17 protein-coding genes are annotated in these 22,525 nt (G+C 76.5%); 5 read left to right on the top strand and 12 right to left on the bottom strand.

Going from position 1 to position 22,525, the window contains the following annotated elements:
• The first annotated feature begins 130 nt into the window (after positions 1–130).
• Together HNR12_RS25890 and pgl are read left to right on the top strand one after the other, a co-directional pair.
• Positions 131–1,057: a glucose-6-phosphate dehydrogenase assembly protein OpcA gene (locus HNR12_RS25890; RefSeq protein ID WP_179769987.1), complete on the top strand. Its 927-nt coding sequence runs from the start codon at positions 131–133 to the stop codon at positions 1,055–1,057.
• On the top strand, positions 1,054–1,836 hold the full coding sequence (gene pgl, locus HNR12_RS25885) for a 6-phosphogluconolactonase (protein ID WP_179769986.1): 783 nt from the start codon (positions 1,054–1,056) through the stop codon (positions 1,834–1,836). Before HNR12_RS25890 ends, pgl begins: the two co-directional genes overlap by 4 nt.
• Before the next feature lie 109 nt (positions 1,837–1,945).
• Here the strand turns inward: pgl and HNR12_RS25880 are convergent, their stop codons facing one another.
• The gene (locus HNR12_RS25880) at positions 1,946–2,446 is read right to left on the bottom strand and encodes a MarR family winged helix-turn-helix transcriptional regulator (protein ID WP_179769985.1); all 501 of its coding nucleotides are present in this window, start codon (positions 2,444–2,446) and stop codon (positions 1,946–1,948) included.
• A 65-nt stretch (positions 2,447–2,511) separates the two neighbouring features.
• Between HNR12_RS25880 and HNR12_RS25875 the strand changes: the two genes are divergently transcribed.
• The gene (locus tag HNR12_RS25875; protein WP_179769984.1) at positions 2,512–2,967 is read left to right on the top strand and encodes a MarR family winged helix-turn-helix transcriptional regulator; all 456 of its coding nucleotides are present in this window, start codon (positions 2,512–2,514) and stop codon (positions 2,965–2,967) included.
• Positions 2,968–2,978: 11 nt separating this feature from the next.
• Here the strand turns inward: HNR12_RS25875 and HNR12_RS25870 are convergent, their stop codons facing one another.
• Positions 2,979–3,356, bottom strand: a complete 378-nt coding sequence (locus tag HNR12_RS25870) for an ArsR/SmtB family transcription factor (RefSeq protein ID WP_179769983.1) — start codon at positions 3,354–3,356, stop codon at positions 2,979–2,981.
• Positions 3,357–3,468: 112 nt separating this feature from the next.
• On the opposite strand from HNR12_RS25870, the gene HNR12_RS25865 reads away from it, so the two are divergent.
• Positions 3,469–4,413 carry a TIGR03620 family F420-dependent LLM class oxidoreductase gene (locus tag HNR12_RS25865; RefSeq protein WP_179769982.1) on the top strand — a complete coding sequence of 315 codons (945 nt, stop codon included), beginning with the start codon at positions 3,469–3,471 and terminating at the stop codon, positions 4,411–4,413.
• A 124-nt stretch (positions 4,414–4,537) separates the two neighbouring features.
• Here the strand turns inward: HNR12_RS25865 and HNR12_RS25860 are convergent, their stop codons facing one another.
• From HNR12_RS25860 to HNR12_RS25850, 3 genes are read right to left on the bottom strand one after another with little or no spacing between them, the layout of a single operon-like run.
• On the bottom strand, positions 4,538–5,821 hold the full coding sequence (locus HNR12_RS25860; RefSeq protein WP_179769981.1) for an ABC transporter substrate-binding protein: 1,284 nt from the start codon (positions 5,819–5,821) through the stop codon (positions 4,538–4,540).
• 17 nt (positions 5,822–5,838) lie between these two features.
• Positions 5,839–6,702, bottom strand: a complete 864-nt coding sequence (locus HNR12_RS25855) for a carbohydrate ABC transporter permease (RefSeq protein ID WP_179769980.1) — start codon at positions 6,700–6,702, stop codon at positions 5,839–5,841.
• The gene (locus HNR12_RS25850; RefSeq protein WP_217782494.1) at positions 6,692–7,654 is read right to left on the bottom strand and encodes a carbohydrate ABC transporter permease; all 963 of its coding nucleotides are present in this window, start codon (positions 7,652–7,654) and stop codon (positions 6,692–6,694) included. The genes HNR12_RS25855 and HNR12_RS25850 overlap by 11 nt, the downstream gene beginning before the upstream one ends.
• 680 nt (positions 7,655–8,334) lie before the next feature.
• Between HNR12_RS25850 and HNR12_RS25845 the strand changes: the two genes are divergently transcribed.
• Positions 8,335–9,588 carry a Gfo/Idh/MocA family oxidoreductase gene (locus HNR12_RS25845; protein ID WP_179770919.1) on the top strand — a complete coding sequence of 418 codons (1,254 nt, stop codon included), beginning with the start codon at positions 8,335–8,337 and terminating at the stop codon, positions 9,586–9,588.
• A 276-nt stretch (positions 9,589–9,864) separates the two neighbouring features.
• On the opposite strand, the gene HNR12_RS25840 is transcribed toward HNR12_RS25845, so the two are convergent.
• From HNR12_RS25840 to HNR12_RS29285, 7 genes are all read right to left on the bottom strand, one after another.
• Positions 9,865–12,330 (bottom strand): TIGR03986 family type III CRISPR-associated RAMP protein, encoded by a 2,466-nt coding sequence (locus tag HNR12_RS25840; protein WP_179769979.1) that lies wholly within the window; start codon positions 12,328–12,330, stop codon positions 9,865–9,867.
• Complete coding sequence (locus HNR12_RS25835) at positions 12,327–13,142, bottom strand: hypothetical protein (RefSeq protein ID WP_179769978.1); 816 nt, start codon at positions 13,140–13,142, stop codon at positions 12,327–12,329. Before HNR12_RS25835 ends, HNR12_RS25840 begins: the two co-directional genes overlap by 4 nt.
• Positions 13,143–13,207: 65 nt before the next feature.
• The gene (locus tag HNR12_RS25830) at positions 13,208–14,983 is read right to left on the bottom strand and encodes an RAMP superfamily CRISPR-associated protein (protein ID WP_246425175.1); all 1,776 of its coding nucleotides are present in this window, start codon (positions 14,981–14,983) and stop codon (positions 13,208–13,210) included.
• Complete coding sequence (locus HNR12_RS25825) at positions 14,980–16,854, bottom strand: hypothetical protein (protein WP_179769977.1); 1,875 nt, start codon at positions 16,852–16,854, stop codon at positions 14,980–14,982. The genes HNR12_RS25830 and HNR12_RS25825 overlap by 4 nt, the downstream gene beginning before the upstream one ends.
• Entirely contained in the window at positions 16,851–17,567 is a 717-nt protein-coding gene (locus HNR12_RS25820) for a hypothetical protein (RefSeq protein ID WP_308118401.1), read from the bottom strand. The genes HNR12_RS25825 and HNR12_RS25820 overlap by 4 nt, the downstream gene beginning before the upstream one ends.
• A 119-nt stretch (positions 17,568–17,686) precedes the next feature.
• On the bottom strand, positions 17,687–19,447 hold the full coding sequence (locus tag HNR12_RS29290) for a hypothetical protein (RefSeq protein WP_218902053.1): 1,761 nt from the start codon (positions 19,445–19,447) through the stop codon (positions 17,687–17,689).
• Positions 19,448–19,465: 18 nt separating this feature from the next.
• Complete coding sequence (locus tag HNR12_RS29285) at positions 19,466–22,114, bottom strand: hypothetical protein (protein WP_179769976.1); 2,649 nt, start codon at positions 22,112–22,114, stop codon at positions 19,466–19,468.
• Positions 22,115–22,525 lie beyond the last annotated feature (411 nt).

Here is a 22,525-nt window from a genome sequence, read left to right as displayed (position 1 = left end):
CCGCCAACCCGATTGCCCGGCCTGTGGACAACCGCCCCGGCCGTTCTCCCCAGGCTCTCCGGGCCGTCCGGGCGCCCCGCGCCACTCCGGCCCTCCAGGCTCTCCAGACGTCCTTTGGGAGGCGACACCCATGACGCTGTACCTGCCGCGCACCACCACCTCGCAGATCTCCGAGGCCCTGACCGCCGAGCGGCACAGCGTCGGCGGGGGTGCGCTCAACATGGTCCTCACCCTGATCGTGGTGACCGACGAGGCCGACCACTACGACGCGGTCCGCGCCGCCACCGAGGCCGGCCGCGAGCACCCCTCGCGCATCCTCGCGCTGATCCGGCGCGACCCCGAGGCCGAGCCCGCCATCGACGCCGAGATCCGCCGCCCCGGCACCGCCGGGCCGGGCGAGGCGCTGCTGCTGCGCCTCTACGGCCCGCTGGGCGACCACCCCGGCTCCGTGGTCACGCCGCTGCTGGTGCCCGACGCCCCGGTCGTGGCGTGGTGGCCGGGTGTGGGCCCCGCCAACCCCAGCGCCGACCCCGTGGGCCGGCTCGCGCACCGCCGCATCACCGACGCGCTGCGCGCCGCCGACCCCGTCGCCGACCTGCTGAACCGCATCCGCAACTACCAGCCCGGCGACACCGACCTCACCTGGACCCGGCTGACGCCCTGGCGGTCGCTGCTGGCCAGCACGATGGACCAGCCGTGCGGGTGGGTCACCCAAGCCGAGGTCACCGCCGAGACGCAGTACCCCAGCGCCGACCTGCTGGTGGCCTGGCTGGCCGACCAACTGGAGGTGCGGGTGGAGCGCACCACCTCCAACGGCCCCGGTATCACCGGTGCGCGGCTGATCACCGAGAACGGCGACATCAACCTCCAGCGCTACGACGGCCGCGTCGCCACCCTGACCCGGCCCAACCAGCCCGACCAGACGGTCGCGCTGGCCCGCCGCCGCCCGGCGGAGGCGCTGGCCGAGGAACTGCGCCGCCTCGACGCGGACGAGGTCTACGAGCGCACCGCCAAGTTCATGGCGGCCATGCTCGACCGCACCGAGGAGCCCGTGTGAGCCGCCCCGGCGCGATCGTCCACCCCGACTCCTCGCTGCTGGCCAAGGCCACGGCGGCGCGTATCGTGACGCGGCTGGTCGACGCCCAGACCGCGCAGGGCTCGGCCTCGATCGTGCTCACGGGCGGCGGCATCGGCATCGCCGTGCTGACCGAACTGGCCGCCGCCCCGGCGCGCGACGCCGTGGACTGGCGCCGTCTGGACGTGTGGTGGGGCGACGAGCGGTTCCTGCCCACGGGCGACCCCGAGCGCAACGAGACCCAGGCGCGGGCGGCGCTGCTGGACCGCGTCGGGCTGGACCCGGCGCGGGTGCACCCGATGCCCGCGCCTGACGGCCCCGACGGCGACGACCCGGAGCGGGCGGCCGAGCGCTACGCCGACGAGCTCGCGCGCGCGGCGCGGCCCGAGGACCACTCCCCGGTGCCCGCGTTCGACGTGTGCATGCTGGGGATCGGCCCCGACTCCCATGTCGCGTCGCTGTTCCCCGAGCAGCCGGCGCTGTATGAGGAGGAGCGCCCGGTGGTGGCCGTACGCGGTGCGCCCAAGCCGCCGCCCACCCGGATCTCGCTGACGTTCCCGGCGATCCGCTCGGCGCGGGAGGTGTGGGTGATCGCCTCGGGCGAGGGCAAGGCCGACGCCGTGCGGCTGGCCCTCAGCGGCGCGGGCCCCACACAGGTCCCGGCCGCCGGGGTGTGGGGCCGCTCGCGCACCCTGTTCCTGCTGGACCGGGCGGCGGCGTCCCGCCTGCCCGAGCAGTTCGCCCCGCACGGGGTGATGTAGCCCAACGGCGCCGCGGGCGAGCGGGCGATGCGGCCGGGCCTCCCCCTGGGGGTGCCCGGCCGTTTCGCGTGCGCTCACACGGCACCGCGCCGCCGTGGGGCCGGGGCCGTCAGTTCCGGGCGGCGGCGGAGAAGTCCCGCACGAAGCGGTCGAGCAGCCGGGCGAGGGCGGCGCGGTCGGCGGCGGGCCACTCCGCCAGCGCCTCGGCCACCACCCTGCGGCGGAAGTCCCGCACGGCCGCCAGCACGGCGCGGCCCTCATCGGTGACGGCCAGGGGGGAACGGCGGCCGTCGCGCTGGTCGGCGCCGCGCCGCAGCAGCCCGTCGCCGTGCGCCCGCGCGGCCAAGCGGCTGGCGCGGGGCTGGTCGACGCCGAGCAGCCCCGCGGCCTCGGTGACCGTGAGCGGCGCGCCCCGGTCCTCGGCGGCGGCCACCGCGTCCAGGAGTTCCACGACCGCGTCCGGCAGCGCGCCGTGGCGGCCGGCGCGTTCGCCCCTGCGCCGGGCGGCCCGCGCCAGGGTGCGCCTGCGGTAAGCCGAGCGCAGCGCCGTCATGGCGGCCTCGACCGCGGCCGCCTGGGCGTCGGCGGCCTCGGGTTCTGTGTTGACCATCGCTCCATCCGGTCACATAATCAAAGACAACAACATGCTAAAAGACATATTTTACGGGAGGCGGCATGACCGGCGGCGAAGCGCCCATCGGCTTCTGGCTCAAGCACCTCGACGGCCTGCTGGAGCGCCAACCCGCGGCCGAACTCGCCGACCACGGGCTCCTGCGCCGCCACTGGCAGGTCCTCAACACCCTCAGCCGCTCCCCCGCCCGCCGCGGGCAACTGGCCGAGGCGCTGGCGCCGTTCTGGAACGACAGCGAGGGCCCTTCCCTGGACGAGGTCCTGGCCGCGCTCGCCGACCGCGGCTGGACCGCCTCGGGCGGAGCCGAGGCCCCGGACGAGGAGGACGGCACCCTCGCGCTGACCGGCGCCGGCCGCGCGGCCCACGCCGACATCGCCGAGCGCATCGCGGCGGCCCGCGCCGCCGCCGCCGACGGCCTCACCCCCGAGCAGTACGCCGAGGCGGTGCGGGTGCTGTCGGTCATGGCCGCCAACGTCGAACGGGCCCTGGGCGACCGCTGAGCACAGCCGCGTCAGGCGCGGCTGTGCCAGAAGCAGCGATCCTCGGTTTCGGACACGCCCGCCCGGCCGCGCCTGCGGCCCTCGTCGATGGCGAGGTCGAGAAGGCCGGGGAAGCGGCGGTCCAACTCCGCGCGGCGCAGGTCGTTGCGCCGGCGGGTGCCGTCGTCCCACTGGCGCAGCAGGCCGGCCTCGCGCAGGACGCGGAAGTGGCGGCTGGCCGCGGACTTGCCCACGGGCAGGTCGAACCGCCCGCACGGCAGCCCGGGGTGGTCGGCCAGGGTCGCGATGATGCCGAGGCGCACGGGATCGCTCAGCGCGGCCATGACGCGGGCGAACTCCAACTCGCGTTCCTCGGGGTGGTCGAGCGGGGTCGAGGTGCGGCTGGGCATCCCCCGATTATGGCACTCCCTTATGGCGCGCGCCATGTTCACATCCTCGCGAACATGCAGTAGCTTCGCCTGCAGACGGCAGCGGAGTTTCCACCTGACGTGAGGACGCTTGATGAGCGAGCAGCAGACGCACCCGCGGACCGACCCGGCCGCACTCAAGGAGCGCATCGGCCCCTACGGGGCGTGGCTGGGGACCACCCTCTTCGCCACCCCCGCCGCCACCCTGCGCCGGGCGGCGGCCGAGATCGAGGACATCGGCCTGGGCGCCCTGTGGTTCGGCGGCGACTACCCCGGAGGCAGCGAGGCGCTGTCCAAGGCCGCGGTGCTGCTGTCGGCCACCCAGCGCCTCACCGTCGCCACCGGGATCGCCAGCATCTGGTCGCGCGACGCCATCCTCGCCACCACCGCCGCCGACACCCTGGCCGACGCCTGGCCCGACCGGTTCGTGCTCGGCCTGGGCGCCAGCCACCCGCCCCTGGTCGCCGCGCGCGGGCGCACCTACGCCAAGCCGCTGACCGCCGTGCGCGAGTACCTCGACGCCATGGACGCCGCCGCCTCCTACGCCGCCCCGCTGCGCGCGCCCGTGCCCCGGGTGCTGGCCGCCCTGCGGCCCCGCATGCTGGAGCTGGCCCGCGACCGCGCCCAGGGCGCCCACCCCTACTTCACCACGCCCGAGCACACCGCCAAGGCGCGCGCCGTGCTGGGCCCCGAGCCCCTGCTGGCGCCCGAGCAGGCGGTCGTGATCACCACCGACCCCGAACACGCCCGCACGCGCGCCCGCGAGTACACCGCCATCTACCTGTCGCTGCCCAACTACGTCAACAACCTGCGCGAACTGGGCTGGAGCGAGGAGGATTTGACCGCCCAGAACGGCACAGGCAGCGACGCACTGGTCGACGCCCTCGTGGGCTGGGGCGACGCCGCCGCCGTCGCCGAGCGGGTCAACGCCCACCTGGCCGCGGGCGCCGACCACGTCAGCGTGCAGCCGCTGGCGCCCACCGTCGAGGAGCAGACCGCCCAGCTGCGCGAACTCGCCCCGCTGCTGCTGCGGCGCTGACCCCGGGCCCGCCCGCGCGAAGCGGCGCCCGCACCCCCGAGCCCATGAGGGGGTGCGGGCGCCGCCGCTGTGGCGCGGACCTCGCGGAGCGGGCCGCACCGGCAAGGCGGTGCCCCCGTGGGCCTCACTCGTCGCCGGTGGCGGTCTCCACCTCCGAGATCCACTGCTCGGCGGCCTCCTCGGGGCTGATCTCGCCGAACATGAGGTCCTCGTTGATGCGCTTGGTGATGTCGACGACCTCGCCCGCGCCGATGGGCGGCGGCGGCACCGCGCCGGCAACGTCGGGCTCGATCTCGTCCAGGAAGTCGGCGCCCAACTGGTCGGCCTCGGGCAGCTGGTCGCGGATCTGCTCGCGGACCTCGGTGTTGGCGGGCAGGCCGCGGTCGGCCAGGATCAGCTCCGCCGCCTCGCGGTCGTTGAGCAGGTAGTCCACGAAGAGGGCCGCCTCCTCGGGGTGCTCGGTCTCCGCGGAGATGGAGTAGAACATGGCCGGCTTGAAGAACGTGCCGGCCTGCTCGGACTCGGCCTCGCCGGGGAACCGCAGCAGTTCCAGGTCGCGGCCGGCGGTCTCGGCCATGGCGCCGAGCTGGTTGGTCCAGAAGGCCGCCATGGCGCCCTCGTTGGTGGCCAGCACCGACAGGTCGGGGCCGCCCGACTCGTATTCCACGCTCTCGGCCGCGCCGGGCGCGCCGCCCTCCTCGTGCAGGCGCTGCATCAGCTCCCAGTACTCGGTCATGGTGGCGGCGTCGAAGGCCAGCTCGCCGTTCTCGTCGTAGAGCTGCTCGCCGCGCTGGCGGGCGAAGATCTGGAAGCTCTGCTCGTTGAACGCCGGGGTCTGGCTGCCGATGATCTCGCCGTCGGAGCCCTCGGAGATCGCGACGGCGGTCTCGACGTACTCCTCCCAGGTCCAGTTCTCGTCGTCGGGCATCTCCACGCCCGCCTCCTCGAAGGCCTGGGGGTCGGCCATGATCGTGAAGGCGTTCACGCCGGTGGGCACGCCGAAGAGGCCGCCGTCCAGCTCACCGCCGGGCATGACCAGCTCGTCCAGCTGGGAGGTGTCCAGCTGCTCACCGACCTCGTTGAGGTCCAGCAGCGCGCCGCGGTCGGCGTACTCGCGCAGGTAGCGCTCCTCCTGGGTGATGATGTCGGGCGCGTCGTTGGCCGCGGTGTTGGTGGCCAGCCGGTCCCAGTAGCTCTCCCAGTCGGTGTACTCGCCCTCGACGCGGATGTTGGGGTGGGCCTGCTCGAAGCGCTCGATGACCTCCTGGGTGGTGGCGTGCCGGTCGTCGGCGCCCCACCAGGAGAACCGCAGCTCCACCACCTCGTCCTCGCCTGAGCCGCCTCCGCAGGCGGTCGCGGCCAGCACCAGCGCGGCGATCCCCGCCGCCGGCCGAAGCCCTTTTCGCATGGTCGGGTTCCTTTCGGTCACTTGATTCCGGTGGTCGCGATGCCGCGCACGAGATAGCGCTGTCCGGCCAGGAAGAAGCCGAAGATCGGGCCGAGCGCGATCGCCGACATCGCGAACAGCGGCCCCCAACTGGTCTGGCTCTGGGAGTCGACGAAGGTCCGCAGCGCGACGGGGACGGTGTACATCTCGGGGTCTGTCAGGAAGATCAGCTGGCTGAAGAAGTCGTTCCAGGTCCAGATGAAGGTGAAGATGGCGGTGGTGGCCAGCGCCGGCATCGACAGCGGCAGCACGATCCGCAAAAAGATCCGGGCGTGGCCGCAGCCGTCGATGCGCGCCGCCTCGTCCAGGTCGCGGGGCAGGCCGCGGATGAACTGCACCATCAGGAAGATGAAAAAGGCGTCGGTGGCCAGCAGCTTCGGGACGATCAGCGGGTAGAACGTGTTGATCCAGTCCAGGTTGGCGAACAGGATGTACTGCGGCACGATCACCACGTGGATCGGCAGCATGATCGTGGTGAGCATGATCCCGAAGAACAGCCGCCGGCCGCGGAACTCCAGACGGGCGAACGCGTAGGCCGCCATGGAGCAGGCCAGCAGGTTGCCCACGATCGAGCCGGCCACCACCACCAGCGAGTTCCAGATGTAGTGGTGGAAGGGGTACTCCAGCGCGGTCCAGCCCTCGGGGTAGTTCTGCGGCACGAAGGTGCGCGGGATCAGGCTGGGGTCGCTGAAGATCTCCGAGGTCGGCTTGAACGAGCTGGAGATCATCCACAGCAGCGGATACAGCATGACCAGGCCGAACCCGATCAGCGCGACGTGGGTGAACAGGCGCCGGCGGTGCCCGAACATGCGGGGTGCGGCGGTGTGCGGCTTAGTCACCATAGAAGACCCAGTACTTGGAGGCGAGGAAGTTCACGGCGGTGAACCCGGCGATGATCGCGAGCAGCAGCCACGCCATGGCCGAGGCGTAGCCCATGTCGAAGTTCCCGAACCCTTCGCGGTACAGGTAGAGCGTGTAGAACATGGTGGCGTCGGAGGGTCCGCCGTCCCCGCCGCTGACGATGAACGCCTGCGTGAAGGTCTGGAAGGCGTTGATCATCTGCAGCACCAGGTTGAAGAAGATGATCGGCGTGAGCAGCGGGACGGTGATGGAGAAGAACCGCCGCACCGGGCCGGCGCCGTCCACGGCGGCGGCCTCGTGGTACATGACGGGGATCTGCCGCAGGCCGGCCAGGAAGATCACCATCGGGGCGCCGAACGTCCACACGTTGAGCACCACCAGGGTGCCCAGGGCGTAGTCGGGGTGGGAGACCCAGCCCTCGCCCTGGATCCCGAAGAAGCCCAGGACCTGGTTGACCAGGCCGTCGGCGCCGAACACCCGGCGCCACAGGATCGCGATGGCCACACTGCCGCCCAGCAGCGAGGGCAGGTAGTACACCGAGCGGTAGATCGCCAGGCCCCGCACGCCCCGGTCCAGGACCAGGGCCAGCGCCAGGGCGAGCGCGAGCTGGAGCGGCACGGACACGAACACGTAGGTGAACGTGACGCCGAGCGAGGTGTGCAGCCGCTCGTCGCCGATCATCCGGACGTAGTTCTCCAGGCCCACCCACTGCGGGTCGCCGATGAGGGAGTAGTCGGTGAAGGAGTAGTACAGCGAGGCCAGGATCGGGCCGACCGTGATGGCCAGCAGGCCGACGAACCAGGGGGCCAGGAACACGTAGGCGGCCAGGCCGTCGCGGCGGCGCAGCCGCGACACGGCGCGGCGCCGGGTCGCGCGGGGCGGCGGGGGCTTGGCCCCGGGCGGCGCGGTGCGCTCGCGGGTCGCCCCGATCACGCGCGCTCATCCTCACGGGAGCGGGGACGCGGCGCGGGCGGGGGTGGACAGGGGGGTGTGTGCATGGGCTCTACCGTCCTCACGTCAGCCCAAAGGCGGACGAACGCAACGTGGGGTGCGGGGGTCTCGTGCGGGGCGCACCGCGAGATGCGGGTCGCGGTCACACCGCCGGGTGGTGGAGTCGGGTTCTGGTAAGCGCTATCCACGATCGGATGAACGGTTTTTAACACCGCGGAGATACGCCGTCAATGGAGGCGTGCCGCCGAATCGGCGGCCGCGCGTACCGGAAAAACCCGTGGCAGCGGCCCCTTGCAGGGCGGACACCGAAAATTGCGAAGCGCGGAACCGATTCGGAAAAACCCGGGGGCCCGCCGGGCGGCGCGGCCACCGTGTCCCGATCGTTGCGGAATATCGCTGGCAATCGCTCCCCGGACGTGATGGCCGCGCCCGCGCCGGCGGCCTACCGGGCACACCGCCACCCCTCGGCGGTTTGAGCTGGGCAAACACCGGTTCGACGGGCGTTCGACGTTCGCGCGCCGCGCGACGCGGTGGACCGACTGCGGGAAAGCGTTTACCGTTGGAGTGTGACCGACGCGACCGCACACGCCGACCAGGCCGTCCCCGCCGCCGACTCCGAGCCGCGCCGCTTCGCCGTCGTGGGCACCGGCGCCCGAGCGCGGATGTACACCACCGCCCTCGTCTCCAGCCACACCGCCACCGCGCGCCTCGTCGCCCTGTGCGACACCAACCGCACCCGCATGGCCGTGCACAACGACATCGTGCGCGCGCACGGCCTCGACCCGGTCCCCGAGTACCCCGCCGAGGACTTCGCCGACATGCTGCGCAAGGAGCGCGTGCAGGAGGTCGTGGTGTGCACCGTGGACCGCACCCACGCCGACTACATCTGCGCCGCGCTGGACGCCGGCTGCGACGTGGTCACCGAGAAGCCCATGACCGCCGACGTCGACGGCTGCCGCCGCGTCCTCGCCGCCCAGCGGCGCACCGGCCGGCGGGTCAACGTCGCGTTCAACTACCGGTTCAACCCGGTGCACCGCCGGGTGCGCGAGATCGTCGCCGCCGGCGAGATCGGCGAGGTGGGCTCGGTGCACTTCGAGTGGCTGCTGGACCTGCGCCACGGCGCCGACTACTTCCGCCGCTGGCACCGCGAGAAGGAGAACTCCGGCGGGCTGCTGGTGCACAAGGCCAGCCACCACTTCGACCTCGTGAACTGGTGGATCGGCAGCGCGCCGCGCACCGTGTTCGCCTGGGGCGACCTGTTCTTCTACGGCGCGGAGAACGGCCGCCGCCGCGAGCTGGCCGCCGACTACGAGCGGGCGCACGGCGCGGCGGCCGCCCAGGACGACCCCTTCGCGCTGCACATCGCCGACAGCGACGACATGGCGCGGCTCTACCTGGCCGCCGAGCACGAGGACGGCTACCGGCGCGACCGCAACGTGTTCGGCCCCGGGATCACCATCGAGGACGACATGTCGGTCCTGGTGCGCTACGCCTCCGGCGCCAAGCTCACCTACCACCTGGCGGCCTACGCGCCGTGGGAGGGCTACCGGGTGGCGATCACCGGCAGCCGCGGCCGCCTGGAGCTGGACGTCACCGAGAGCCCCCACACGGTGCCCGGCCGCAGCGAGACCACGCCGGTACGGGGCATGCCCGCGCCCAAGGAGAACACCGCCGCGCGGCTGCTGCTGCGCCGGCACTGGCAGCCGCCCGAGGAGGTCGCCGTGGCGGTGGGCCGGGGGTCCCACGGCGGCGGCGACACCCACCTGCTGGACACCCTGTTCGGCGCCACCGGGCTGCAGCCGCGCCCCACCCACACCGACGGCGCCAACGCGCTGCTGACCGGGCTGGCGGCCAACGAGTCGATGCGCACCGGGCTGCCGGTGGACGTGGCGCGCCTGCTGAACCCGGCGGGCTGACGGAGAGGTCACCCCGCCGCGCCCCGGCCCCGCCCCCGGCGGGGGCGGGGCCGCTCGCCCCCGCGTCGGCCGCGTCCCGGAGCGGTTCGCCTGCCGGGCTCCGACGGGCCGGCCTGCGTGTGCGCGATGCCCTCGGCGGGCGCGCTGTGCGCTCTGCTGGTCGCAGATTCGTCCGGGCGGTCGTGGTGCTATGCCCTCGGCGGGCCGGCACCAACACGGGGGTCGGGGCGGGCGGGATCCCGGCGGCCGGGGTCACGGGCCGCCGGGACGCGGGGGTCAGCCCGGATCGGTGCCGGACTCCGACACCTGGGCGTGGGCGGCGAACCGGTCCTGCAGGCCGGGCAGGACCGGGAAGACGGCGAACTCCTCGACGTCCATGACGCGGGTCCAGCTCTCGGGGAGGCGGTGGCGCCACTGGGCCGCCAGCAGCAGCGCCTCGACGCGCGGGACGTCGCTCCAGTCGTCGGGGATGGCGTCGCCGGCGCGGACGCTCTCCTCGCGCTCCCAGGTGAGCAGGGCGTCGCCGAAGGAGTCGAGGAGCTTTTGCACGCCTTCGTCGCCGACGCGGTGGACGCCGGCGCCGGGGTCGAGCGAGCAGGCGCGCTCGGCGGGGTCGATGAGGTAGAGGGCCGGGCTGATGTGGACGCTGCCGAACCCCAGGGCCTTGCCCAGGCCGATCTTGTGGGCGTAGAGGGGGTCGGCGGGGTCGCCGCCGCCGGCGGGGTTGCCCAGGTACAGCGCCCGCAGCAGCGCGCCGAGTTCGGCGTCGGTGAGGTTGGTGAAGGTGATGCGGCCGTGGAAGGTCAGGCCCTCGCGCATGGGCAGGACGTCGCGGGTGGTGGCGCCGGCCGGGACGCGGTCGGGGTGCAGGTGGGCGTAGCGCTGGGCGGACGCGGGCAGCGGGTCGTAGCGGTGCAGGTAGACCTTGTAGCCGCCCAGGCGGACGTCGCCCTCGTGCGACCAGGTGACCAGGTCGGGCGAGGTGCCGAAGGTGCGGTCGGAGACCGGCTGGAGCAGGTAGTTGGCGAAGCAGCTGCGCTGGGGCGAGAGGAGTTCGACCCGCAGCGGGTGGGCGAACCAGGGGTCGGGGTCGTCGCAGACGGCCGAGCCCACCGAGACCCGTCCGCGGGCGGCCGATCCGGCGTTGTCGCGCGCCGGGAGGAGGTCGAGGTCGCCGAAGAGGGCGCGGGGGACGTCGGGCGCGCGCCCGGTGCCGCCGCGCGCCCGGCGCGGGGTGAGCAGGGGTTCGGGCACGGCGCGGCTGACGGGGTCGAACTCCCCCACCGCCACCCGGTAGCCGCCGGAGCGGCCGAAGGACACCACGCGGCCGTCGGTCTCCTGGTACCAGACGGGTTCGGCGCCCGAGCGGGCCAGGCCGCCGTCGACCCGGCGCTGCGCGCGCGGGCGGCCCCCGGCGGGGTCGAGGCCGGCGGCCGGGCCCGAGCGCGGGTGGTTGCGCTCCTGGAACCGGGTGATCTGGTCGGCGGACTCGACCAGGTGCACGAGGTGGTCGGGCACGGGCAGCCGCCGGGCGGGGTCGACGTCCTTGGGGAAGAGGTAGGCGTTCTTGCGCTCGCCCGCCACGCCGGTGAGCACCAGGACGCAGTCGTAGGCGCGGAAGCCGACGTGGTCGATGCGGTCCAGGGCGCGGTCGAGGTCGTTGCGCCGCCCGCGCGAGGACGACCGGGAGCGCTCGCCCGCGGCCCGGCGCAGGGACTGCTCGGCGCGGGCGCGCTTCTGCTCCCAGCGCTCGCGCAGGCGGTGGCGCGCGGTCTCGCGGTGGCCGAAGGCGACCTCGGTGCCGGGCGGCAGCACGGCCATGGCCCAGAAGCGGGACTCGCCCACGGTGCGGCCGTGGGTGTCGGGGCACAGCGCCACGACGTCGAGGTACTGGAAGGCGCCGTGGAAGTCGGCGGGGATGTAGCCGGAGGGGCCGCCGCCGTCGCCGGACTCGTGCGGGGGGAGTTCGAAGGGCGGCAGGCCGGGGAAGCGGCGGAGGTCGTCGCGGAGGTCGGTGAGGCGGACCTGCAGCGGGCGCTCCACGGGCAGCGGCAGGATCTCCCAGCCGCCGGTGTCGGCGCGGTGGTGCAGGAACCCGGCCTTCACCGGCACGCCCGGCGGGCTGGAGGGCGCGCCGTGGCGGTGGCGGTACTGCCGGTTGAGGTTGCGCATGACGTGGCGGGCGCGGCGGTCGCTGTGGGAGGCCGCGGGCGCCCGGAAGAACAACTGCGGGGTGTTGACCGGGCCGGTCTCGCCGCCCGTGAGCACGCGCAGGGTGTTGCGGATCAGCCCGCGCAGGGAGGCGCCGGGCAGCGCCGCACGGCCGTCGATGGTCAGGGAGCGTTCGGGGCGGCCGCCGCCGCGTGTGGCGCCCACGAACGTGGGGCTGAGGGTGCGCACGGCGATGTCGATCCAGCCGGTGTGGGTGCCGGGGACCCGGTGGTCGTGGCCGGCCAGGAGCCGCTCCTGGGGGGTGCCGTCGCGCAGGACGGACTCCTGGAGGCGTTCGGCGGGCATGGGTCGCTCGGGCAGCGGGACCAGGCCGTAGGGTGCGACGGCCTGGTGGTCGCGCACGGGGTCGGGCGGGTCGCACGGCACGGCGAGGGCACCGCGGTCGTCGCGGCGCCGCGGCCGGCCCTGGGCGGGCTGCGGGGCGGCGCGGTGGCCGGCCGCGCCGGGGCGGCGGCGCGGCATGGCGGCTGGAGTGGGCCGGTGGGCGCGGCGGGGTGGCTGGTCGCTCACGGTGCCCTCCTGTTCTCCAGGTGGTGGTCCAGGCGGTCGGCCGAGGAATCCAGCGCGTCGCGGTGCGGCGGGGTGGGCTTGGCCCCCGCGTGGTAGCCGGTCAGTCGGTGGAGGACCACACCGACCGCCCCCGTGGCGGGATCCTCCCCCCAGTACTCTCGGACGCTCAGCCAGCTGCCCACCGCCGCGGGCTCTTGGGCCGCCCCGCCGCAGGCCGCGGCGGCGGGTGCGATGTCGAAGTCGCGCCAGCTCACGGGGTGGCAGGCCGTGGTGCCGGAGAGTTCGCGGCCGATGCTGAAGGGGATCGCGCCGCCGAGGTCGCGGCTGGCGCGGGGGCCGCTGTGCCAGCCGGCCAGCAGGAACGAGCGGTCGCGGGGGCGCAGCCAGTCGGGCAGGTCGCCCAGGTCGGCGCTGTCGCGGGTGAGCCAGGAGTCCTCGGCGGCCTCGGCGATGTGGATCTGGGCGGAGGGGCTGAACACCCAGGCGCCCAGCAGCCGCCAGGCGTCGGAGAGGTCGGGGGCCGGCGCCGGCGCGGAGAGGCCGGCGGTGTGCGGGTCGGCGCTGGAGAGCCGCCACTCCCCCGCCGGGCAGGCGCCGGTGATGCGGCCGTCGCCGAACTCCGCCAGCAGCCACTGCGGCTCGCCGGGCGCGTAGTGGTCGAGGGCGGCGCAGCGCCGGGCCGGCGCGGCGCCGAAGAGGTCGGCGAGGACGGCGCGCGCGGTGCCGGGGCCCAGGGCGGCGGTGTCGGCGCCGCGGGGGCCGGGTGTGAGCGCCGCGGCGCCGGCGGGCACCGGGGTGGTCGGGGTCGGCATCGCTTCGCCTCCTCGGGAGTCGGTGATGGTGGTGCCGCCGGTGGCGGGCGCGGGGGGCGGGTGGATCACCGGGCGGACCCGTTCGGGCCCGGGGCGGCCGCGCGGTCGCCGGAGACGGCCGCGCGCAGCGCGCTGACCCAGGGCCCCACGGCGGCGCGTTCGGGGCTGCGGGCGTCGTCGATGGCGGCCAGCAGGTCCACGCGGTCGGGCGCGGCGCCGGGCTCGTGCCGGGTCAGCACCGCCCGGGTGACGGTGACGCGGCCGTGGCCGGCGCCGGACCCGCCGCCGATGGCGTCCAGCGGCACGGTGTGGAGTTCGCGGACGATGAGGGCGAGCAGGCCGCGCACGGCGTCGTCGGGCTGGGGGGCGTCGAGGATGACGGTGGCCTGGCCGCCGGCGTGGACGTCGTCGGTGAGCAAGGTGGAGTCCACGGCGTCGCCGAACAGGGAGTCGATGGTGACGCGGGTGGTGCGCTGGGTGGTGCCGCCGGTGAGTTCGGCGGCCTGGCGCAGCCGGATGCCCGAGGGCGCGGGCGCGCCGCCCGAGCGGGCGTCGCCGCCCCACCAGCGGGCGTGCAGCCGGCGGGCGGGGCTGTCCTCGGGCCACTCGGCCAGGGTGGTGGCGGACTCGCCGGAGATGTCGCGGACCAGGCGCCGGCTCAGCCGTTTGAACAGGGCGAACAGCGCGGTGTCGCCGAGCGCGGGGCGCCACTCCACAGCGCCGTCGCCGCCGACGCTGGGCCGGCGCAGGTGGGCGCGGTCGACCTCGCCGAGCGACTCCAGGCGCGGGGTGTCGCCGACCATGAGCAGGCCCGGGCGCGGCCCGGGCGCGCGCGGCGGCGCCCCGGAGCCGGTGGGCAGGAACGCCTCGGTGGGGCGTTCGGCCAGGCGCAGGGTGAGGGTGAGTTCGTCGCGGTGGCGGCGGTCGGTGGCGAGGTCGGCCAGGGCGGCGGAGTAGTCGCCGCCGATGGCGGCGGCCAGGGCGGGGTCGCGCTGGAGGTGGTCGGGGACGAGGGTGAGCAGGCCGGGGGCGCGGGCGGGCCGGGGGCGCGCGGGCGCGGTGACGGCGCGGTGGGCGCGTTCGCGGCGCTGCCGCCAGGTGAGGGCGTACCAGTCGGCCCAGCCCTGGGGGGTGCGGAGGTCGTGGCGGCGCAGGTGCCAGGAGTCGCAGCGCACGGCGCCGTAGCCGCGCGCGGTGCGGGCGCCGATGGCCACGCCGGGGGCGAGGTCGGCGCCGTTGAGGCCGTCGGCGGCCAGCGCGGCGAGCGCGAGCAGGCGCCCTTCGTCGGCGGGGTCGGCGACCCAAAGCCGCAGGGTCAGGGTGAAGCGGGTGCCGGCGGGCAGGGTCTCCATGCGCCAGAACGCGCCGGGCGCGGCGGCGCCGCTGCCGGGGTCGACCCGGTTTCCGGCGCGCACGGCGATCCCGGCCTCGGGCGGGAGTTCGGCGAAGGCGTCGTCGATGTCGAGAGCGCTGGCGGCGTTGACGGCGGTGCCGCCGGGGTCGGCGGGATCGGCGCCGCGCGCGGCCTCGCCGAACAGCTCGGCCACGGCGTCGGCGCGGTCGGGGCCCAGCCGCGCGGCCAGGTGGTGGCGCAGCAGCCCGGCCTGGGTGCTGGCGCGCAGCCGCGGCGCGTGGTCGAGGGGGTCGCGGTCGATGGGGGCGATGTCGGCGGCGGTGCGCGCGGAGTCGTCGGCCGAGCCGATGTGGGTGTCGCTGAGCAGCCGGACGCGGGCCGTGAGCTCCCACAGCACGACGGGGTGGCGGTGCGCGCCCGCGGCGAAGTCGGCCAGGTCGGCGGCGGGGTCGGCCGACCCGGCGCGGCCCGGGCCCGCGGGGGTCACCGGGCCTCCTCGCGGTGGCCGGTGTCGCGGCCGATCCAGGCGGCGGCCGCCAGCCAGCAGGTGATGAGCTGCACCGACAGCCGGGCGCGGACCTCGGGGCGGTCGCTCCAGGCGCGGGCGGCCGCGCCGGGGCCGCCGCCCCCGCGCCAGGTGAGGTCGACGGGCGCCAGCGCGGCGGCGAGCGCCGCGGGGTCGGGGCCGGCGTGGCGCCACCAGGCGCGGGGGTCGCCGGCGGCGGAGTCGAGCCACTGCGGCAGCGGGAGTTCGCGGTCGCCGTGGGGCACAGCGGTGGCCGCGAGGTCGGCGCGGGCGGGTTCGGGCAGGGGGGTGTGGGGCGCCGCGCGGTCGGGGTCGCCGGTGACCACGCCGGCCAGGCGGGTGAGGACGGCGCGGGGGTCGGCGGCGGGCGCCGAGGCGACCTCGCGCAGGCGGCCCAGCAGCGGCGCGGGCGGCAGCCGCGCCGAGCGGCGGGCGAGGTCGCGGGCGCGGGCGCGGACGGGGTCGGCCGCGGCTCGGGTGAGCAGGGTGTCCTGGAGCCGGGCCACGGGTGAGCGTGCGGGGTCGGCGGCGGCCTCGGCCGCGACCCAGGCGGGGTCGACGCGCACCGGGGAGCCGTCGCCGAGCGCCACCGGCCGGGTCCGGAATTCCGTCCTCTCCGGACCCGGCGGCTCCACGGCGGCTGGGGGGTGCGGCGGGGGGTCGGCGGTGTCCGTGCGGACCAGGGGGGCGTGGTCGGCGGGAACGGGACCGGGCGCGGCCACGGGCACCAGGACGGCGGCTCCGTGGCCGTCGGCCGCGCGGCGGCCCAGCGGGCGGGCCTCGACGGCGCGGATCTCGGCAAGGGTGATGGTCCGCAGCGCCCGCAGCCGGACCACGGAGCCGGGGGCGGCGGCCCACTGCTCGGCCATGGGGCCGCGGTAGAGGCGGTGGTAGGCGCCGACGGCCTCCTGCTGGATGTGGGCGCCCACGGGTTCGGCCGCGCCGGGGCCAAGGAGGTCGGCCAGCGCGCGGGCGGCCGCGGCGGTGAGCGCGGCGGGGGCGGGGCGGCCGCGGTGGTCGTCGACGAGCGCGGGCGAGAGCAGCAGGAGGTCGCGGACCTCGCCCGCGGGCCAGTCGCTGCGGCCGAAGTCGAGGCGGTCGGGGGTGAGCGGCGCGCCCTCGCCCAGCGCCGGGGCGACCCGGATGCCGCCGCCGTGGGCGCGGGTGCCGCCCGACCCCAGCGACAGCAGGCCGTCGGCGGCGGCCAGGGTGTCGAGGACGTGGGCGGCGAGGTCGGCCAGTTCGTCGGCGGAGCCGGCGGACAGCTGCCAGCGGGCCTCGTAGACCTGGCCGGGTTCGAGGCTGGTGGTGAGGTAGGGCACGCCGTGGCGGCCGGCGTCCTTGCGGGCCACGCCGAGGTACTGCTCGGTGCGGGTGAGGGGCACGGCGCGGCGGGCGAGGTCGGGGGTGACCAGGCCGCCGAGGGCGCGGTAGCTGATACCGGGCGCGGCGGGGGCGGCCAGGAGGTCGGCGAGGAGGGGGTCGGTGTGGCCGGGGGGCGTGTGGACGTGCCAGCAGCGCGGCGCGGGCACGGTGGCGGCGGCGCCGGCGGGGTCCTCCAGCCGGGGGAACGCCGGCGCGAAGCGGATGGCGCTGCCGCGGGCGATCCAGGGCTCCACGAGGTGGTCGCGGCCGGCGTGGCGCAGGGCGGCGGCGAGCATGCCGCGCTGCGCCCGGCCGTTGACCACGTGGTCGGTGGTGATGCGCAGGGGGTCGTAGCCCGAGCGGACCACCAGCGACTCGGTGAGCACGTAGCGCAGCGGAAGGTAGGAGTGCACGATCGCGCCGGGAGCGCCGGTGGGGTGGCCGGGCCGGAGGTCGGTGATCGTCACACCTCTCCTTCTCGGACACCGGGGCCCGGGGCCAGCCCCGCCCAGGTCAGGGTGGCGGCGTGGGCGGTGTCGGGATCGGGGTCGGGCTCGGCGGCGAGGCGGGCGTCGAGCCGCCCGCGCCCCCGGTTGGCCTTCAGCCCGGCCTGGGTGAACGCGAGGGCGGCCCGCGCCAGGCAGCGGAGTTCGGCGGGGTCGGGGCGGCGGGTCCAGCGCAGCGCGGCGGTGAGGCGCAGGCCGGGGTCGACGACGCGGACGGTGCGCAGCCGCGCCTCGGCGGCTGCGCCGTCGGCGTCGATCTCCACCCCGCTCTCGACGGAGGTGAAGGCGTCGGTCACGGCCCGCACCAGGGTGGCGGCCCCGCCGTCGAGGCCGCGCCGCTGCTCCACCGCCCAGGCGACGGCGGCCCGCACGGAGTGGGGCGGCAGGGCGTGGGAGACGCGCAGGATGCGGCCGGGACCGTGCTCGCGGGAGGCCCCGAACAGCGCGTGCGCGGCGGGCAGGAGGTCGGGGTCGGCCCGGACGGCGGTGACGGCGGCGTCGCGCAGCCGCGCGGCGATGCGGTGCCGGGGCAGGTAGGGCAGGCCGTGGGCGTCGGTGACGACGTCGGCGTCGGCGGCGGTGCCGGCGGCGCTGGTGCCGGCGAAGATGGCCGGCGCGGCGAGGTCGACCACCAGCACCGAGGGCAGGTCGGAGCGCTCCTCCGCGCCGTTCACCGGTGGCCTCCCGCCTCGGCTCCGGGCGCCGGCGGCGGCCGGGGGCCGGTCGGCGGGCAGGCCGGGACCGCCCGGGGCGGGGGTGGCCGGCGGCCGGGAGACGGGTGCGTGGAATGGGGTCATGGGCGGGAGGGTTCCTCGCGCGGGGGCGGCGGGCGGTGGGCCAGCGGGACGTCCAGGTGGAGGTCGAGCAGGGCGATGGCGTCGAGCAGGCGGCCGCGGTCGAAGGGTTCGGGCAGCCGGACCGGCAGGCCGAGGTCGCGGCGGCGGTCGAGTTCGGGCGCGGGGTCGCGGCCGTCCTGCAGCAGCGGGGCCAGCCGCGACAGCAGCCAGGAGCGCTGGCCCGCCATGGGCGCCGACCGCAGGCTGCCCGCCGACCCGGGGTCGAGGTAGCCGCGCAGGAACGCGCGGAAGTCGGAGCCGGACATGGGCAGGGCGGTGCGCCCGGAGCCGCCGGCGCGGTCCTCGTGCAGCCGCGCCACCACCCGGCCGGGGTCGTCGAAGACGTGGGACCAGGCCACCACGTGGTCGTGCATCCGGTGCGCGGCGGCCTTGCGGTGCTCCTTGGCGGTGTCGCACAGGGCGGCGCAGATGTCGTAGCCCACCGACAGCGGGGCGCCCACGGGCTGCACGGCGATCCCGATGCCCGCCGAGGGCACGCCCGTGGTGCGGCCGCCGGCGCCGAGCCGCCGGGTCCAGGGGGGTTCGCCGGCGCGGGCGGCCATGGCGGCGCGGGGGTCGCCGGCGGGGACCAGGGCGGGGTCGGTGTCGAGCCAGTCGAGGGCGAAGCGGGTGACGCTCCAGGCCAGGCGGGCGTCGCAGATGACCGTGAGGTCGTCGCCGGCCACCACCACCGGGCGCACCGGCACGTGGACGGCGCCGCGCACCGCGCGCGGGCGCAGCCGCCCGCCCGCGCCGTGCCCGAGGATGGCGGGTTCGCCGGAGTCGGGGTCGGTGCCGATGGCGCCGGCCACCGCGCGGATGACCGCCTGGGCCAGGCCCTCGGTGAGCCGGGCGATGTCGGCGGAGACGGTGCGCATGTGCGCCACGACGTCGGCGCCGGCCGCGTCGAGGGCGGCGTGGTAGCGCTTGAGGAGGTCGCCCAGGCCGTTGAAGTCGAGGTGGATGACCGCCAGGCGGCTGAGGTCGCCGATCTCGCGGCCGAGGTGGTCGACGTCGGTGGGGAGTTCGAGGCGGTCGGCCCCGGGCGGGGGCGCCAGGCCGCGCAGCCAGGTGCGGCTGTTGGTGTCGTGCCACTGGCGGGCGCGCACCCGGGCGGTGACGATGTCGCGCGCCGCGCGTTCGCGCACGGGCCCGCGGTCGCGGGTGTGGTCGAGCAGTTCGGCGGGGCGCCCGGTGACGTCGCAGGCGGCGGTGACGCCCAGCCCCAGCGCGGGCAGGTGGCCGGGCGCGGGCACCGCGCGGGCGGCCTGCAGCGCCGAGGGCAGCAGCCGCAGCGCCTCGGCCTGGGTGGCGGGGCCGGCGCCGGATGCGCCGTAGGCCACGTGCGTGACGATCGGGTTGAGCTGGTCGGAGAGGTCGCGCAGGCGGCGGGTGTAGCGGCCGGTGAAGGCGCGGGCGTGGTCGGCGGCGCGGAGGGGGTCGGTGAAGGCGATGTAGAGCGCGCCGCCGGCGTCGCGCAGCACGGCGCGGGAGTCGGCCGGGAGGTCGCGCAGCAGCGGCGCCAGGTGGGGCCCGGCGGGGTCGGTGAGGTCGGCCACGAGGGTGGCGCGGCCGATGGCGTCGAGCAGCCGCCGGCCCTCGTAGACGAACCGCTGGATGCCCGCGAGGTCGACGCCCACGACCACGCCGGCGGCCGGGCGCTGCCAAGCCGCCGCCGGCGGCGGGGCGGCCTGGGAGGCGGGGCCGGCGGTGGTCATGTGTGGTCTCCTGCGGGTTCAGAGCCGGAGGGCGGACAGGTGGGCGGCCAGGGCCGCGCGGAGGCGCGGGGTCCCGGGGTCCGCGGATACCACTCTCGGACGCCGGGTGTCCTCGTGGCCGGTGATCCGGTCGGCCGGGGGGGCGGTGTCGTCGGCGTCGTGGCCGGTGCCGCGCCACCAGGAGAACCAGTCGATGAGGTCGAGGGCACGCCGGGGGTCGCCGTCGCCGGGGCGGTGCAGGGCGAGGGTGGTGCCGGCGGTGCCGCAGCGGACGTTGAGGAGCGCGGCCGAGGCGAACACGTCGTGGGCCCACCCCCCGGCGCCGACGTCCTGCTCCTGGTGGGCGCCGCCGGAGGTGAAGTAGCGCAGCCGGGTGCGGCGCGGCGCGCTGAGGCCCAGGGCGCGGTCGGCCACGGTGAGGACGACGGTGGGGCGCTGCGGCGCGGAGTACTGCGGCAGCGGGGGCGCGCCGGCGGTGACGGTCTCGTCGACCCAGGCGGCGACCTCGTGGCCGGCCGCGAGGGCGCGGACCTCGGCGGCGGCGGCGTCGATGAGGGGGGCGTCGACCTGGCGGGCGGCGATGTCGGGGGCGATGGCCTCGGCGAGGGTGCCCGAGAGGAAGCGGTAGCCGCGCAGCAGCAGCCGCCACTCCACGGCCGCCGGGCTGTGGCGGCCCACCGGTCCGTGGGTGCGGCAGTAGACCTCGCGGGTGAGGGGCGAGACGTAGGTGATGCAGCCGCCGCGCTCGTGGGCGGCCAGGGCCAGGCCGATGCTCATGGCCTTGGTGCCGGTGGTGATGTCGGCCACGACGGGGGCGCGGGCGGGGCGGTACTGGTCGATCTTGGCGCGGGCGCGGGCGGCGACGTCGGCCACGTCGGCGGAGTCGACGGCGGCCTCGGCGAACTTCACGCGGTCGGGGTAGCCGTCGCGGCGCAGCCGGGCGGCGAGCCGGCGCCGGTTGACCGAGCGGAAGGAGTCGGGGTCCTCGGCGGCGAACAGGGCCCGCCGCACGGCGGAGTCGAGGGCGGACAGCTCCTTCTCGCTCTGCCGGGTGAACAGCAGCACGGCACGGGCGGGCAGGCAGGCGCGCACGGCGGCGAGGACCGACAGCCGGCTGCCGCCCAGCCCCATGATCAGCAGCGGGCGCGGCGCCGGGGCGGGGCCGTCGCCGGGCGGCGCGGTGTCGGCGGGGTCGCCGGACGCGGGGGCGGCGCCGCGCTCCGGTCCGGCCGCCGGGGCGCGGGGGGACGGCGGCGGGGTGTCGGCGCAGGGGGCGGGGGCCGCGGGCGGGGCGGTGGGGGGCCGCTGGGGGCGGTCGGGGGCGGGGCGGTCGGGGACGGGGGCGCAGCGCGCGGGGCGGGACAGGCTGGGGAGGCCGTGGGCGGGGGTGCGGTCGCGGGCGGACGCGGGGCGGGCGGCGACGCGGGCCGTGACGGCGGAGGCGCGCGGCGCGGGGTCGGCGGCGGCGGGGCCGCGCGCGGGGCGGCCCCCGCCGGTCGGTTCGGCGGCGGAAGGCGCGGCGGTGTCGCCGCCGGGCCCGGCGGGCCGCGCCGGTCCGGGCGCGGCGGGGCAGGACGCCGGGGGCGGGGCGGCGGGGGGCGGGAGGTGGAGGGCCGCCGGGTCGGGCGGCGCCGGGGCGGCCGGGCGGGGCGGCGCGGCGGGGAAGAAGCCGTCGATGACGTGCTGGGCCGAGGGGAAGTCGCGGGCCAGCTCGCCGAGGCTGCGGACGTGCAGGGGTGCCCCGCTGAGTTCGGGGTCGTAGGCCGCGAGGTGCTCGACCGAGCAGTCGCCCTTGCCGCCCTCGTGGACGAACAGCACCCGGGCCGCGCCGCCGAAGGCCCGCTGGGCCTTGGTGAGGGTCCAGCCGGCGGCGTCGAGGATGTGCGAGGGGTCGCGCTTGACCTCGACGCACAGCACCCGGTGCCGGTAGCGCACGATGAGGTCGAAGTCGCCGATGGAGGCGTGCGGGGCGCGGGGGTCGGGCATGACGCGGTTGCCCAGCACCTCGGCGCCGGGCACGCCGGCGAGCCGGCGGCGGAACAGTGCCAGCACCCGGGCCTCGGCCATGTCGCCGCTGCCGAGGTCGGCGGCGCGCCCGCGCCGCAGCCACGCCTCCTGCGCCGCCGCCTGGTCGCCGGGCCGCAGGTCGACGCCGTGGACCGCCGCCAGCGCGTCGACGGTCAGCGCGCCGCTGTCGATGCCGCCGGGGTGGAAGGAGCCGTCGGTGAACCGCAGGGTCTCCGACGTGGCGTCGAGGTAGCTGCGCCAGCGGTGGCGGTCGGGGAAGCGCTCGACGTGGCGCAGCACCGCGTGGGTGCTCATGACCTTGGTGCCGCCGGTGTAGCACAGCCGCCAGTCGCGTTGGAGGTCGGCCGCGAGCGCGGTGAAGCGCGCCCCGACCGCGTGGAAGTCGAAGGCGTCGTCACCGATGTCGAAGCGGCGGGCGACCTCGATGCGGGGGCACAGCCGGCGGGCCGTGGCCACGATGCGGGCGGCGCGCCGCGCGGTGTCGGCGGTGTGCACCAGCACCAGGCGGCGGGGCGTGAAGGTCAGCGCCGCCAGCAGCGCGGGCGTGGGACTGGTGCCCGCCAGGACGACCAGGGTGTCGGGGCCGCCGCCACCGTCGTGGGGGGCGGGGGTGTGGCTGTGCTCCGGTCTCCGCTCCATGGATCCGTTTCGCGCTGTCGCGTGCCGATACGGCACTTCCGGTAGTGATTCCCGCAATCAACCAGAAACCACTCTTTTCACCCCTGTGTCCGAGAGAAGTCATGCGATGGAGGTGATCACCCCTACGAACCACGACCAAGCCGCTCATGCAGGCACATCCCCTCGCACATACACGCTAGGCCCCGCACCGGCCCCTGGTGCGGACCGTCCACAGCAGGCGCCTCCGCCGCCACGGCGGCCGGAAGGAGGAGCGGTGCCACCACGACGGACACGGAACCACGTCGAGGCCCCGGACCGCCCCGGTTCTCCCCAATCCGCCCCGGCCCCGCCGGGGCACGGCACCGGCGGTCCCGGTCGCCGCGGTCAGCGCGGACCCACCCGGCAGACGGGATAGACCCACCCACCGCATGT

Origin of the sequence: Streptomonospora nanhaiensis, from assembly GCF_013410565.1 — a bacterium.
Taxonomy (GTDB): domain Bacteria; phylum Actinomycetota; class Actinomycetes; order Streptosporangiales; family Streptosporangiaceae; genus Streptomonospora; species Streptomonospora nanhaiensis.
The sequence above is the reverse complement of the archived record's forward strand: the minus strand, read 5'-3'. Positions and strand labels throughout refer to the sequence as shown.

Excerpts from the sequence above, each read along its gene's own strand:
- HNR12_RS29290 (WP_218902053.1), bottom strand. The coding sequence starts at position 19,447 with ATGACCACCGCCGGCCCCGCCTCCCAGGCCGCCCCGCCGCCGGCGGCG.
- HNR12_RS25875 (WP_179769984.1), top strand. The coding sequence starts at position 2,512 with ATGACCGGCGGCGAAGCGCCCATCGGCTTCTGGCTCAAGCACCTCGAC.
- HNR12_RS25835 (WP_179769978.1), bottom strand. The coding sequence starts at position 13,142 with ATGCCGACCCCGACCACCCCGGTGCCCGCCGGCGCCGCGGCGCTCACA.
- HNR12_RS29285 (WP_179769976.1), bottom strand. The coding sequence starts at position 22,114 with ATGGAGCGGAGACCGGAGCACAGCCACACCCCCGCCCCCCACGACGGT.
- HNR12_RS25845 (WP_179770919.1), top strand. The coding sequence starts at position 8,335 with ATGTACACCACCGCCCTCGTCTCCAGCCACACCGCCACCGCGCGCCTC.
- HNR12_RS25855 (WP_179769980.1), bottom strand. The coding sequence starts at position 6,702 with ATGGTGACTAAGCCGCACACCGCCGCACCCCGCATGTTCGGGCACCGC.
- HNR12_RS25865 (WP_179769982.1), top strand. The coding sequence starts at position 3,469 with ATGAGCGAGCAGCAGACGCACCCGCGGACCGACCCGGCCGCACTCAAG.
- HNR12_RS25880 (WP_179769985.1), bottom strand. The coding sequence starts at position 2,446 with ATGGTCAACACAGAACCCGAGGCCGCCGACGCCCAGGCGGCCGCGGTC.
- HNR12_RS25870 (WP_179769983.1), bottom strand. The coding sequence starts at position 3,356 with ATGCCCAGCCGCACCTCGACCCCGCTCGACCACCCCGAGGAACGCGAG.
- HNR12_RS25860 (WP_179769981.1), bottom strand. The coding sequence starts at position 5,821 with ATGCGAAAAGGGCTTCGGCCGGCGGCGGGGATCGCCGCGCTGGTGCTG.
- HNR12_RS25890 (WP_179769987.1), top strand. The coding sequence starts at position 131 with ATGACGCTGTACCTGCCGCGCACCACCACCTCGCAGATCTCCGAGGCC.